Annotated in this window: 11 protein-coding genes and 3 tRNA genes; all 14 read left to right on the plus strand. The window is 64.3% G+C overall.

The features are described 5' to 3' along the window. Positions 1–5: 5 nt before the first annotated feature. The 14 genes from AK81_RS16360 (at position 6) to AK81_RS16425 (ending at position 13,528) form a co-directional block, all read left to right on the plus strand. Complete coding sequence (locus AK81_RS16360; RefSeq protein WP_043200428.1) at positions 6–1,010, plus strand: aspartate-semialdehyde dehydrogenase; 1,005 nt, start codon at positions 6–8, stop codon at positions 1,008–1,010. A 71-nt stretch (positions 1,011–1,081) separates the two neighbouring features. Further along, positions 1,082–3,835: a FimV/HubP family polar landmark protein gene (locus tag AK81_RS16365; protein ID WP_043200429.1), complete on the plus strand. Its 2,754-nt coding sequence runs from the start codon at positions 1,082–1,084 to the stop codon at positions 3,833–3,835. Positions 3,836–4,074: 239 nt separating this feature from the next. Further along, entirely contained in the window at positions 4,075–4,935 is an 861-nt protein-coding gene (gene truA / locus AK81_RS16370; RefSeq protein WP_016500863.1) for a tRNA pseudouridine(38-40) synthase TruA, read from the plus strand. 61 nt (positions 4,936–4,996) lie between these two features. Continuing rightward, entirely contained in the window at positions 4,997–5,617 is a 621-nt protein-coding gene (locus AK81_RS16375) for a phosphoribosylanthranilate isomerase (RefSeq protein ID WP_043200430.1), read from the plus strand. A gap of 216 nt (positions 5,618–5,833) precedes the next feature. Further along, entirely contained in the window at positions 5,834–6,727 is an 894-nt protein-coding gene (accD, locus tag AK81_RS16380) for an acetyl-CoA carboxylase, carboxyltransferase subunit beta (RefSeq protein WP_043200432.1), read from the plus strand. After that, positions 6,727–8,034, plus strand: coding sequence for a bifunctional tetrahydrofolate synthase/dihydrofolate synthase (folC, locus tag AK81_RS16385; RefSeq protein ID WP_043200433.1), 1,308 nt, complete (start codon positions 6,727–6,729; stop codon positions 8,032–8,034). Before accD ends, folC begins: the two co-directional genes overlap by 1 nt. After that, entirely contained in the window at positions 8,018–8,683 is a 666-nt protein-coding gene (locus AK81_RS16390) for an SPOR domain-containing protein (RefSeq protein ID WP_043200434.1), read from the plus strand. The genes folC and AK81_RS16390 overlap by 17 nt, the downstream gene beginning before the upstream one ends. Before the next feature lie 198 nt (positions 8,684–8,881). Beyond that, complete coding sequence (locus AK81_RS16395) at positions 8,882–9,439, plus strand: CvpA family protein (protein ID WP_043200435.1); 558 nt, start codon at positions 8,882–8,884, stop codon at positions 9,437–9,439. A gap of 42 nt (positions 9,440–9,481) precedes the next feature. After that, positions 9,482–10,987 (plus strand): amidophosphoribosyltransferase, encoded by a 1,506-nt coding sequence (gene purF / locus AK81_RS16400; RefSeq protein ID WP_043200437.1) that lies wholly within the window; start codon positions 9,482–9,484, stop codon positions 10,985–10,987. A gap of 16 nt (positions 10,988–11,003) precedes the next feature. Next, complete coding sequence (locus tag AK81_RS16405) at positions 11,004–12,215, plus strand: O-succinylhomoserine sulfhydrylase (RefSeq protein ID WP_043200438.1); 1,212 nt, start codon at positions 11,004–11,006, stop codon at positions 12,213–12,215. Next, on the plus strand, positions 12,212–12,985 hold the full coding sequence (locus tag AK81_RS16410) for an SDR family oxidoreductase (protein ID WP_043200439.1): 774 nt from the start codon (positions 12,212–12,214) through the stop codon (positions 12,983–12,985). The genes AK81_RS16405 and AK81_RS16410 overlap by 4 nt, the downstream gene beginning before the upstream one ends. Positions 12,986–13,133: 148 nt before the next feature. Further along, positions 13,134–13,209, plus strand: a tRNA-Val gene (locus AK81_RS16415). Positions 13,210–13,274: 65 nt separating this feature from the next. Next, positions 13,275–13,351, plus strand: a tRNA-Asp gene (locus AK81_RS16420). Positions 13,352–13,451: 100 nt separating this feature from the next. Continuing rightward, positions 13,452–13,528, plus strand: a tRNA-Asp gene (locus AK81_RS16425). The last annotated feature ends 26 nt before the right edge of the window (positions 13,529–13,554 follow it).

The following is a 13,554-nucleotide window of genomic DNA, read 5'->3' on the forward strand; positions in this document are numbered from 1 at the left end:
CCTCCATGACCCAACCCCTGGACATCGCCGTCGTCGGCGCCACCGGTAGCGTCGGTGAAACCCTCGTACAGATCCTCGAAGAGCTGGATTTTCCGGTCGCCACCCTGCATCTGCTGGCCAGCATGGAATCGGCGGGCAGCAGCGTGATGTTCGCTGGCAAGAAGCTCAAGGTGCGCGAAGTCGACAGCTTCGACTTCGCCCAGGTCAAACTGGCCTTCTTCGCCACCGCTGCCGCAGTTAGTCGCAGCTTTGCCGGCAAGGCGCTGCAGGCGGGCTGCACGGTCATCGACCTGTCTGGTGGCCTGGACGACGCCCTGGCCCTGGTGCCTGAAGCCAACGCAGAGCGCCTGGACGGCCTGGCATTGCCTGCGCGCATTGTCAGCCCGTGCTCGGCTGCAGTTGCCCTGGCGGTCGCGCTGGCACCGCTCAAGGGCCTGCTGGACATCGAGCGGGTGCAGGTGATGGCGGCGCTGGCGGTGTCCGCGCAAGGCCGCGAAGCCGTCAGCGAACTGGCACGGCAAACGGCCGAGCTGCTCAATGCCCGGCCGCTGGAGCCACGCTTCTTCGACCGCCAGGTGGCATTCAACCTGCTGGCCCAGGTGGGGGCCGCCGATGAGCAGGGCCATACGGCGCCGGAGCGCCGCCTGGTCAGCGAGTTGCGCGTGCTGCTGGGCCTGCCTGAATTGAAGATTTCCGTGAGCTGCGTTCAAGTCCCGGTGTTTTTCGGCGATAGCTTCAGTGTGGCCGTACAGAGCCGTCACCCGGTCGACCTGAAAGCGGTCAACCAGGCCCTGGAGGCAGCCGACAGCGTCGAGTTGGTAGAACGTGACGATTATCCGACCCCGGTCGGTGACGCAGTGGGCCAAGACGTGGTCTATGTTGGTCGTGTACGTCACGGTGTTGATGAAGACCAGCAGCTCAACCTCTGGCTGACCACCGACAACGTGCGCAAGGGCGCCGCGCTCAATGCCGTGCAAGTGGCACAATTGTTGATTAAACAGATGCCGTAAAAGATACTGGCGAGCACTTTTGTCCTGCTCTGCTTGCAGGTTTCGGGACGATTCATACAAGGGAAGAGGTCATGCTTCGAATTCGCAAACTGGTTCTGGCCATGGCTGCAGCATCAGCGCTGTCGTCTGGCATGGCGAATGCGCTGGGCCTGGGGGAGCTGACCCTGAAGTCGGCACAGAATCAGCCGCTGGACGCCGAGATCGAATTGCTCGACGTGCGCGACCTCAAAGCCGCCGAAGTGGCGCCAAGCCTGGCGCCGCCGGAAGAGTTCAGCAAGGCCGGGGTGGCGTTTCCGACGTACCTCGAAGACCTGACCTTCACACCGGTGATCAACCCCAACGGCAAGAGCGTGCTGCGGGTTACCTCCAGCCAGCCGCTGCCAGGGACAGTGGTCAAGTTCCTGGTCCAGGTGATGTGGCCGCAGGGCCGCCTGCTGCGTGACTACAGCGTGCTGCTCGACCAGGCCAAGGCCCAGGGTGACAAGCCGGCGGCGGGTAACGTCGCGCCGGCGGTAACCGGTGCCAGCAACTACACCACCCAGCGCCGCGACACCCTGTGGCAGATTGCTGCGCGCAACACCCAGGGTGGCTCGATCCAGCAGACCATGATCGCGATCCAGGCGTTGAACCCTGACGCCTTCATCGGCAACAACATCAACCAGCTGAAGGTTGGCCAGGTACTGCGCCTGCCCGACCAGCAGCAGGTCCAGAACATTGCGCAGGGCGAGGCAAACCGCGAGGTGGCCGAACAGTATGCCGCCTGGCGTGAAGGCCGCCGCCTGGGCCCGCGTGCCCGCCAGCTCGACGCTACCCGCCGTGGCGCCGCCGAAGCTGCCCCGGCGCGTATCGCCCAGGGCGACAACCTGCGCCTGGTCAGCCCGGGTAACCAGGCCGGTGCTGGTCAGGCCAAGGCACTCAACGACAAGCTGGCCGTGGCCCAGGAAAGCCTGGACACCAGCCGCCGCGACAACGACGAACTGAAAAGCCGCATGACCGACCTGCAGAGCCAGCTGGACAAGCTGCAGCGTCTGATCGAGCTGAAGAACGACCAGCTGGCGCGCCTTGAAGGCCAGGGCGCAGCCGCTCCGGCAGTGGCTGCTGCAACGCCGGCCCAGCCGGCAGCGGCAGCTCAGCCGGCAGTCAAGCCGGCACCTGCTGCCGTCGACACCGCGCCCAAGCCGGTGCCGGCCGCCAAACCTGTGCCAGCGACCCAGCCGAACAGTGCACTCGACCAGGTCCTGGGCAACCCGTGGCTGCTTGGGCTGATTGCCGGCTCCAGCATCCTGGTGCTGGCGTTGTTGCTGTGGCTGCTGGCGCGCAAGCGCAAGGCCCAGCAAGAGGCTGAAAAGCACCTGCGCATGGCGCGGGCGCTGGAAGAAGAGCAAGGCACAGGTTTCGACAACGATACCGAGAGCCTCGACGGCGTCGAAGTCTCGGAGCCAAGCGTGACCCTGTCGCCCGCTGTGGTCGCAGCTTCGGCTGCCGCTGCTGTTGCTGCGGAAAAAGTGGCAGCGCCAGCCACCGAGGCAGAGCTCGAGCCTGAGCCGTACGCCGACCCGCACGCCGCGCTGCTGGCCCAAGTCGATGAATGCCTGGCCGAGGGCCGCCTGAACCGCGCCACCGAACTGCTGGAGCCCGCCGTGGACACCGCGCCGGAGCGTGACGACCTGCGCCTGAAACTGATGGACGTGTACGCCCGCCAGGGTGACCAGAGCGCGTTCGCCGAACAGGAGCGCAAGTTGCCGGCCAGCGAGCAGAACGCTGCTGAAGTCGCCGGGCTGAAAGAACGTTACCCGGCCATGCTTGGCCTGGCCGCTGCCGGCCTGGGTGCGGCGGCACTGGCTGCCGAGATGGATGAGCAGTACGTGCAGGAACTGCTGCACGACGAGCCAGAGGCACCGGTAGTTGCCGATGTGGTGCCTGACGAGGTGCCTGAGTTCGAGCCACAGGTAGACGCTGAGCCAGAGGTTGTGGCGCAAGCAGAGCCTGAAGCCGAGCTGGATGCCTTCGAAGAAGTGCCGACCCTTGATGCACCGGGCCTGGATGAGCAGGACCTGGACAGTGACTTTGACTTGAGCCTGGGTGAAGACCTGCCGGAAGAAGACCCGCTGGCAGCGCCGTTGTTGGACGAGCCGGCGGCACAGGAGCCTGTACCCGACGAGCTGGTAATTGCCGAGCCTGTGCTGGATGAGCCGGGGCTGGAAGAGGTTCAGCCAGAAGAACAGCCGTTTGCCGTGGATGCCGAACTGCAAGCCGACGCCGACGCTGATTTCGAGGCCATGCTGGCCCAGGCAGAGCCACAGCCTGCCGTGGACCTGTCCGATTTCGACCTCGATGTCACCGAGCCGGTTGCCCCTGCCGCCCCGGATGCTGTGGAAGAGGCCCCGGTGGACATCGCCGCCGAACTGGCTGCCTTCGACAGCGTGCCGGAGTTTGACCCGGTCTCCGAGTTCGACATGCCGTCGGACTTCGACCTGTCGCTGTCGCTGGACGACGATTCGCCGGCAGCCAAGAGCTTTGCCTCGGAGCTGGACGACGTCAACGCCGAGCTGGACAAGCTGTCGCAGAGCCTCGAATCGCCATCGCTGGAGCCACACTTCACCAGCGAGGACGCGGTTGCGCAGCCTGAGCCAGAGCCCTTGGACGACCTGGACTTCGACTTCTTCTCCGGCAGTGACGAAGTAGCCACCAAGCTCGACCTGGCCCGCGCCTACATCGACATGGGCGACAACCAGGGCGCGCGCGACATCCTTGATGAAGTGGTCAAGGACGGCGACGACACCCAGCGCCAGGAAGCCGAGGGCATGCTCTCTCGCCTGGTCTGAGGCGCTACCGCAGGCAGTGCAGTGCCTGTAGGAGCGGCCTTGTGTCGCGAACGGGCCGCAAGCGGCCCCGACGATATCTGCTGCGAAGCTGAAAATCTGGGGCCGCGTTGCGGCCCATCGCGACACAAGGCCGCTCCTACAAGGGCTTGCGTCAGCTTGATGTGCCATCAACAACGGCAGCCCTACACGGCTGCCGTTGTCGTTATAATCCCCGCCATTCCGTACACCCCACAGGTTTCATGCGCTTGGACATCATCGACACCGCTGCCGCCGAATCCGCGGCCGAAGGCTACTCCCGAATCGCCCTGGGCGTGGAATACAAGGGCGCCCGCTACCGCGGCTGGCAGCGTCAGGCCAGTGGAGTGCCCAGCGTTCAGCAAGCCCTTGAGCAAGCGCTGTCCAAAGTGGCCAATGAACCGATTTCGGTGATCTGCGCCGGGCGTACCGATGCCGGCGTGCATGGCTGCGGGCAGATCGTGCATTTCGATACCCGCGCCGTACGCGACGAGCGCGCCTGGACCCTGGGCACCAACTTCAACCTGCCGCACGACATCAGCGTGGTCTGGTCGCGGCCGATGCCGGCCGACTTCCATGCCCGCTTCAAGGCGTGTGCCCGGCGCTACCGCTACGTCATCTACAACGACCCGATTCGCCCGGCGCACCTGGCCGAGGAAGTGACCTGGAACCACCGCCCGCTGGATGTCGAGCGCATGGCCGAAGCGGCGCAGTTCCTGCTTGGTACTCACGACTTCAGCGCCTTCCGTGCCAGCCAGTGCCAGGCCAAGTCGCCGATCAAGCACATCTACCACCTGCGCGTTACCCGCCATGGCCAGATGATCGTGCTGGACGTGCGCGCCACCGCCTTCCTGCACCACATGGTGCGTAACATTGTCGGTGTGCTGACAGCCATCGGCGCCGGCGAGCGCCCGGTCACCTGGGCGCGTGAAGTGCTGGAAGGGCGCGACCGCCGTGAAGCCGGGGTCACCGCCCATCCGTACGGGCTTTACCTGGTCAAGGTGGAGTACCCCGAGGAATATGTGTTGCCCCAGCGTTACATCGGCCCACACTTTTTGACCGGCTACGAAGCGTTGGCAGACTGACGGACGAAAAGCCATTTGCTAACATCCGGCCTTTCACCGTAACAATCAGGGTTCGCTGTCCATGAGCAATGTTCGCAGCAAGATCTGCGGGATTACCCGTATCGAAGACGCACTGGCCGCTGCCGAAGCGGGTGCCGATGCCATCGGCTTTGTCTTCTATGCCAAGAGCCCGCGGGCCGTGGACGTGCGCCAGGCGCGGGCGATCATTGCCGAGTTGCCACCGTTCGTGACCACGGTCGGGTTGTTCGTCAACGCCTCACGTTGCGAGCTGAACGAGATCCTCGAAGTGGTTCCGCTGGACCTGCTACAGTTCCACGGCGACGAAACCCCGCAAGACTGCGAAGGCTACCACCGCCCCTGGATCAAGGCCCTGCGTGTGCGCCCGGGCGATAACCTGGAGGCGGCCTGCCAGCTTTACGCGGGGGCTCGCGGCATACTACTGGACACCTACGTGGCGGGCGTACCCGGGGGAACCGGTGAAGCGTTCGACTGGTCACTGGTGCCGGCACACCTGAGCAAGCCCATTATCCTGGCGGGCGGGCTGTCGGCCGATAACGTCGGCCAGGCCATTGCCCAGGTGCGGCCTTACGCGGTGGATGTCAGCGGTGGTGTCGAACAGGCCAAGGGCATCAAGGACGCGGCGAAAATCGAGGCCTTCATGCAGGCGGTCAAACAGGCGTGATGGCAGATGTGACGGCTGGCTGCGCGCCATCGTCCATAGCTTTCGCAGCCCTGCGGGGCAGCCGCCGGTGGCGGCAGAACAACACATTAGCGGTGGAGTGGCACGCTGGAAGCCCCGGCGGCCGGTCCATCATTGTTTCATAAAAGATTTTGAGCTCAAGGGCAGGGCAGGGCCGGTGAAACCGACCCCCGCCTGCCAATACTGGAGAAAGAAAGCATGAGCAACTGGTTAGTCGACAAACTGATCCCTTCGATCATGCGTTCCGAGGTGAAGAAGAGCTCGGTGCCTGAGGGCCTGTGGCACAAGTGCCCGTCCTGCGAGGCCGTGCTGTATCGTCCGGAGCTGGAAAAAACCCTGGATGTCTGCCCCAAGTGCAACCACCACATGCGCATCGGCGCACGTGCGCGCATCGATATCTTCCTCGACGCCGAAGGCCGTGCCGAGTTGGGTGCCGACCTGGAGCCGGTCGACCGCCTGAAGTTCCGTGACGGCAAGAAGTACAAGGACCGCCTGACCGGCGCCCAGAAGCAGACCGGCGAAAAAGACGCGCTGATCTCCATGAGCGGCACCCTGATGGGCATGCCGATCGTGGTCAGCGCCTTCGAGTTCTCGTTCATGGGCGGCTCCATGGGTGCCATCGTCGGCGAGCGCTTCGTGCGCGCGGCCAACTACGCCCTGGAACACCGTTGCCCGATGGTCAGCTTCTCCGCCTCGGGCGGTGCGCGCATGCAGGAAGCGCTGATCTCGCTGATGCAGATGGCCAAGACCTCGGCCGTGCTGGCGCGCCTGCGCGAAGAAGGCATCCCGTTCATCTCGGTGCTGACCGACCCGGTGTACGGCGGCGTTTCCGCCAGCCTGGCGATGCTCGGCGACGTGATCGTCGGTGAGCCAAAGGCCCTGATCGGCTTCGCCGGCCCACGTGTGATTGAGCAGACCGTACGCGAGAAGCTGCCAGAAGGCTTCCAGCGCAGCGAGTTCCTGCTGGAGCACGGTGCTATCGACCTGATCATCTCCCGTGGCGAACTGCGCCCGCGTCTGGCCCGCCTGCTGGCGCAGATGACCGGCCAGGATACCCCGGAGCAAGCGCGTGAGGCGGCTGCCGTCGCGTGATGAAACAACGATCCCTGGGCGAATGGCTCGCCTACCTCGAGCAGTTGCACGCCTCGGCCATCGACATGGGCCTGGAGCGGTCGCAGAAGGTGCTTGCCCGGCTGGCGCTGGGCAAGCTGGCGCCACGCGTGGTGACGGTAACCGGCACCAACGGCAAAGGCTCGACCTGCGCCTTCGTGGCCTCGTTGCTGCGCGCCCAGGGGCTCAAGGTCGGCGTGTACAGCTCGCCGCACCTGTTGCGTTACAACGAACGGGTAGTGATCGATGGCCAAGAGGCCAGCGATGAGCGCCTGTGCGAAGCCTTCGCCGCCGTCGAGGCGGCGCGGGGCGAAATTTCTCTGACCTACTTCGAGATGGGCACACTGGCCGCGTTCTGGTTGTTCTACCAGTCGCAGCTGGATGCCGTGGTGCTGGAAGTGGGCCTTGGTGGCCGCCTGGACACCGTGAACGTGGTGGATGCCGACCTGGCCCTGGTGACCAGTGTCGGCGTCGACCATGTCGATTACCTGGGCGATACCCGCGAGCTGGTGGCTTTCGAGAAGGCCGGCATCTTCCGCCCGGGCAAGCCGGCCCTGTGCGGTGACCTGGACCCGCCACAGCCGTTGCTGGACAAGGCCGCCGAACTGGCTGCGCCGCTGTTCCTGCGTGGCCGTGACTTCGATCTGGTCAGTGCCGATGGCAGCTGGAGCTGGCGCGGTACGGCGGCTGATGGTGCGCAGGTAGAGCTGCGTGACCTGCCTTTGCTTGACCTGCCCATGGAAAACGCCACGCTGGCCCTGCAGGCTTACCTGCTGATGGGGCTGCCGTGGGATGGCGCGCAGGTGCGCCAGGCACTGCTGGCGACCCGGATCACCGGCCGCCTCGATCGCCGCCTCCTCAACTTGCAGGGCAAGCCGGTGGAGCTGCTGCTGGATGTGGGGCACAACCCCCATGCGGCGGAGTATCTGGCCCGGCGTCTGGCGGCCCGGCCGCTCAAAGGGCGTCGCCTGGCGGTGTTCGGTCTGCTCGTTGACAAGGACCTGGAAGGCGTTGTCGCCCCGCTGCAGGGCCTGGTCGACGACTGGGCCGTGGCGCCGCTGGACACCCCACGCAGCCGCCCGGCTGCGGAACTGGCCACGGCCTTGACGAACCTCGGTGCTGCGGTGAAGTCTTATGCCAGCGTCGACGCCGCCCTTGAAGGGCAATGTGCGCAGGCGACGGCGGATGATCAGATCCTGCTGTTCGGTTCGTTTTTCTGTGTTGCCCAGGCGCTGGAGTGGCTGGAGCGGCACGCCCAGGAGGGTGGAGAAGATGGCAGTGCTGGATAAAGGGATGAAACAGCGCATGGTGGGTGCGCTGGTGCTGGTGGCGCTGGCGGTGATTTTCCTGCCGATGCTGTTCACCCGCGAGGACGAGATGCGCCAGGTGCACGTCGAAGCCCCGCAGGCACCGGCCATGCCAAGCCTGCCGGAAGTGAAAGTGGACCCGGTCGCCGTGCCGGAGCCGCAAGTCATTCCGGAGGAGCCGCAGCAGCCACCGGTGGTGGTCGACGAGTCCACTGCGCCGGCCGCTACGCCCAGCCAGCCAATCACGCCTTCGCCGCAGACCCAGGCGCAGGTTCAGCCGGCCAAACCGCAGGCCCCGGCACCCAAGGTCGAGCCGAAGCCGGCGGCCACCCCGGCACCTGCCACCGCAGTGGCCAAGCCAGCTGCCCCCTCGAAGATCGACGTCAATGGCTTGCCTGTCAGCTGGTCCATCCAGTTGGCCAGCCTGTCCAACCGTGCCGGTGCCGAGAAGCTGCAGCAAACTCTGCGCAGCCAGGGCTACAACGCCTATATCCGCGCGGCGGGCGGGATGAACCGGGTGTATGTCGGGCCGCTGATCGAGCGGGCCGAGGCCGAGCGCACGCGCGATGCCATCAACCGCCAGAACAGCCTCAAGGGCTTTGTGGTGCGCTTCCAGCCAGAGCGCAGCTGACAAAGCCCGGGCGGCTTTGCCGCCCATTCGCGGGTAAACCCGCTCCCACAGGTGCAGCGCTGTATTCAATGTCAGCGCGGTCCCTGTGGGAGCGGGTTTACCCGCGAATGGCCTAACACTAATCCACCCGACATTCCGCTTACTCCCAGCCCTCCGCTCTGATAAAATGCGCCGCCTCAAACGTCTGCAGGCAGCACCGTGGCATTTACCTTGGTTGATTGGGCGATCATCGCGATCATCGCCGTCTCCACACTGATCAGTCTCAAGCGCGGCTTCGTCAAGGAAGCCTTGTCCTTGCTCATCTGGATCATTGCCGGTGCGGTTGCCTGGATGTTCGGCGGTTCGCTCTCGGTGTATCTTGAGAGCTATATCCAGACGCCATCGATGCGCGTCATCGCCGGCTGCGCCATTCTTTTCGTCGCCACCTTGCTGGTGGGGGCCATGGTCAACTTCCTTGTCGGCGAGCTGATCCGTGTGACCGGGCTGTCCGGTACCGATCGTTTCCTGGGCATGGCCTTCGGCGCCGCGCGCGGGGCCTTGCTGGTAGTGGTGGCCATAGGCCTGATCAGCCTGGGGCCGGTTCAACAAGACATCTGGTGGCAGGAATCACGCCTGATACCACAATTTCTCTTGGTCGCCGACTGGTCGAAAAACCTGATTTTGGGTTTCACCGGCCAGTGGTCGCCCAGTGGGTTGATCAGCGCTCCGGCTGATCTGCCGTTCAAGGAACAGTTGCTCGGGCCCGCAAAGCCCTGAGCGCTATTCACTCAAGTTTCGTCAAAGTAGGGGTTGCGTCGCATGTGTGGCATCGTCGGTATCGTCGGTAAGTCGAACGTCAATCAGGCGCTGTATGACGCGCTTACGGTCCTCCAGCACCGCGGCCAGGACGCTGCCGGTATCGTGACCAGCCATGACGGCCGGTTGTTCCTGCGCAAGGATAATGGCCTGGTGCGCGACGTCTTCCAGCAGCGCCACATGCAGCGCCTGGTGGGCAGCATGGGCATTGGTCACGTGCGCTACCCCACTGCGGGCAGCTCGACCTCGGCCGAGGCCCAGCCGTTCTACGTCAACTCGCCGTACGGCATCACCCTGGCCCACAACGGCAACCTGACCAACGTCGAGCAGTTGGCCAAGGAGATCTACGAGTCCGACCTGCGCCACGTCAACACCAACTCCGACTCGGAAGTGCTGCTGAACGTGTTCGCCCATGAGCTGGCGGTGCGTGGCAAGCTGCAGCCGACCGAAGAAGACGTGTTCGCTGCTGTTTCCCACGTGCACAGCCGCTGCGTCGGCGGTTACGCGGTGGTGGCGATGGTCACCGGCTACGGTATCGTCGGCTTCCGCGACCCCCATGGCATCCGCCCGGTGGTGTTCGGCCAGCGTCACACAGACGAAGGCGTGGAATACATGATCGCCTCCGAAAGCGTGGCCCTGGACGTGCTCGGCTTCACCCTGATCCGCGACCTGGCGCCGGGCGAAGCGGTGTACATCACCGAAGAAGGCCAGCTGTTCACCAAGCAATGCGCCGAAGCGCCGAAACTGCAGCCGTGCATCTTCGAACACGTGTACCTGGCGCGCCCGGACTCGATCATCGACGGTATTTCGGTGTACAAGGCCCGTCTGCGCATGGGTGAGAAACTGGCCGACAAGATCATGCGCGAACGCCCGGAGCATGACATCGACGTGGTCATCCCGATCCCGGACACCAGCCGCACTGCCGCGCTGGAACTGGCCAACCGCCTGGGCGTCAAGTTCCGCGAAGGCTTCGTCAAGAACCGCTACATCGGCCGTACCTTCATCATGCCCGGCCAGGCCGCGCGCAAGAAATCGGTACGCCAGAAGCTCAACGCCATCGAACTGGAATTCCGCGGCAAGAACGTGATGCTGGTGGACGACTCGATCGTGCGCGGCACCACCTGCAAGCAGATCATCCAGATGGCCCGCGAAGCCGGTGCCAAGAATGTCTACTTCTGCTCCGCAGCCCCAGCAGTACGCTACCCCAACGTCTACGGCATCGACATGCCGAGTGTTCACGAACTGATCGCCCACAACCGTACCACCGAACAAGTGGCCGAGTTGATTGGCGCCGACTGGCTGATCTACCAGGACCTGCCGGACCTGATCGACTCGGTCGGTGGTGGCAAGATCAAGATCGAGCACTTCGATTGCGCGGTATTCAACGGTGAGTACGTCACCGGTGATATCGACGACGCCTACCTCGAGCGTATCGAGCAGGCCCGTAATGACCTGGCCAAGGTCAAGAATCATGCGGTCAGCGCGATCATCGACCTCTACAACAACTGATTCAGGGAGCGACGGCATGACGGATCAATGGGATGCCGGGCGACTGGACAGCGACCTCGAGGGTGTCGGTTTCGACACCCTGGCGGTGCGCGCCGGTCAACACCGTACACCCGAGGGCGAGCACAGCGAAGCGCTGTTCCTGACCTCCAGCTACGTGTTCCGCACGGCCGCCGACGCGGCCGCGCGCTTTGCCGGTGAAACGCCGGGCAACGTCTATTCGCGTTACACCAACCCGTCGGTGCGTGCCTTCGAGGAGCGCCTGGCGGCCATGGAAGGCGCCGAGCAGGCCGTGGGCACCTCCACTGGCATGGCAGCCATCCTGGCCGTGGTGATGTCGCTGTGCAGCGCCGGTGACCATGTGCTGGTGTCGCAGAGCGTGTTCGGCTCGACCATCAGCCTGTTCGAAAAGTACTTCAAGCGCTTTGGCGTACAGGTGGACTACGTGCCACTGGTCGACCTCGGCGGCTGGGAGAGGGCCATCAAGGCCAACACCAAGCTGCTGATCGTCGAGTCGCCGTCCAACCCGCTGGCCGAACTGGTCGATATCACCGCGCTCAGTGAAATCGCCCATGCCCGTGGTGCCATGCTGGTGGTGGACAACTGCTTCAGCACCCCGGCGTTGCAGCAACCGCTGAAGCTGGGTGCCGACATCGTGTTCCACTCGGCTACCAAGTTCATCGACGGCCAAGGCCGTTGCATGGGGGGCGTGGTTGCCGGCCGTGCCGAACAGATGAAAGAAGTGGTGGGCTTCCTGCGTACCGCAGGCCCGACGCTCAGCCCGTTCAATGCCTGGATCTTCACCAAGGGCCTGGAAACCTTGCGCCTGCGCATGCGTGCGCACTGCGAAAGCGCCCAGGCCCTGGCCGAATGGCTGGAGCAGCAGGACGGCGTGGAGAAGGTGCATTACGCAGGCCTGCCTAGCCACCCGCAGCACGAACTGGCCAAGCGCCAGATGAGTGGCTTTGGTGCGGTGGTCAGCTTCGAGGTCAAGGGTGGCAAAGAAGGCGCCTGGCGCTTCATCGACGCCACCCGGGTGATTTCCATCACCACCAACCTGGGTGACAGCAAGACCACCATCGCCCACCCGGCCACCACCTCCCACGGCCGCCTGTCGGCGCAGGAGCGCGAAGCCGCCGGTATCCGCGACAGCCTGATCCGCGTTGCCGTGGGCCTGGAAGACGTGGCTGACCTGCAGGCTGACCTTGCACGCGGGCTGGCCGCACTGTGATCGAAATCCGCGGCAGTACCCCGGGCCAGAATGGCCGGGTAGCCTTGGTTACCGGTGCCGCGCGCGGCATCGGCCTGGGCATTGCCGCATGGCTGATCTGTGAAGGCTGGCAGGTGGTGTTGAGCGACCTGGACCGTCAGCGTGGCGGCAAAGTGGCCAAGGCCTTGGGCGACAACGCCTGGTTCATCACCATGGACGTTGCCGACGAGGCCCAGGTCATTGCCGGGGTGTCCGAAGTGCTCGGGCAGTTCGGTCGGCTGGACGCGCTGGTGTGCAATGCGGCCATCGCCAACCCGCACAACCAGACGCTGGAAAGCCTGAGCCTGGCGCAGTGGAACCGGGTGTTGGCGGTTAACCTCAATGGCCCGATGTTGCTGGCCAAGCATTGTGCGCCGTACCTGCGTGCGCACAACGGGGCGATCGTCAACCTCACCTCTACCCGGGCGCGGCAGTCCGAGCCCGACACCGAGGCCTACGCGGCGAGCAAGGGCGGCCTGGTGGCCTTGACCCATGCCCTGGCCATGAGCCTGGGCCCGGAGATTCGCGTCAATGCGGTGAGCCCGGGCTGGATCGATGCCCGTGACCCGTCGCAGCGCCGTGCCGAACCGTTGACCGAGGCCGACCATGCCCAGCACCCGACGGGCAGGGTGGGTACCGTGGAAGATGTGGCGGCGATGGTTGCCTGGCTGTTGTCGCGCCAGGCGGCGTTTGTCACCGGCCAGGAGTTTGTGGTCGATGGCGGCATGACCCGCAAGATGATCTACACCTGAGTTTGGCGCTGTAAGGGAAGGGGACCGAAAGGTCCCTTTTCTGTTTTTGCCTTTTTTGAAAAAAATTCAATGGGGCTATTGACTTAGCTTCGCCACCTGCGTAAATTTCGCGGCCTCAGAGAAGCAAACGCAACAAGCAACATCGCGAGGGTGATTAGCTCAGCCGGGAGAGCATCTGCCTTACAAGCAGAGGGTCGGCGGTTCGATCCCGTCATCACCCACCACTTCCTGAGAAGTTCCTGGTGCAAAGGTTTCGCAAGAAGCCGATAGCCAGAGAGGAACGCACTGCGCAGCGGTAGTTCAGTCGGTTAGAATACCGGCCTGTCACGCCGGGGGTCGCGGGTTCGAGTCCCGTCCGCTGCGCCATTTTTCAGTAACAGATGGGTGTCATGCACCGGTCTGAAGCCACAAGGCAAATTGCCTTTGGCTGATCCCAGTTTCAATCGGGCGCAAGCCTGAACGATACGCAGCGGTAGTTCAGTCGGTTAGAATACCGGCCTGTCACGCCGGGGGTCGCGGGTTCGAGTCCCGTCCGCTGCGCCATCTTCGTTTCAAGGTCCCTAGAACAC

Origin of the sequence: Pseudomonas putida W15Oct28 (assembly GCF_000708715.2) — a bacterium.
Taxonomy (GTDB): domain Bacteria; phylum Pseudomonadota; class Gammaproteobacteria; order Pseudomonadales; family Pseudomonadaceae; genus Aquipseudomonas; species Aquipseudomonas putida_R.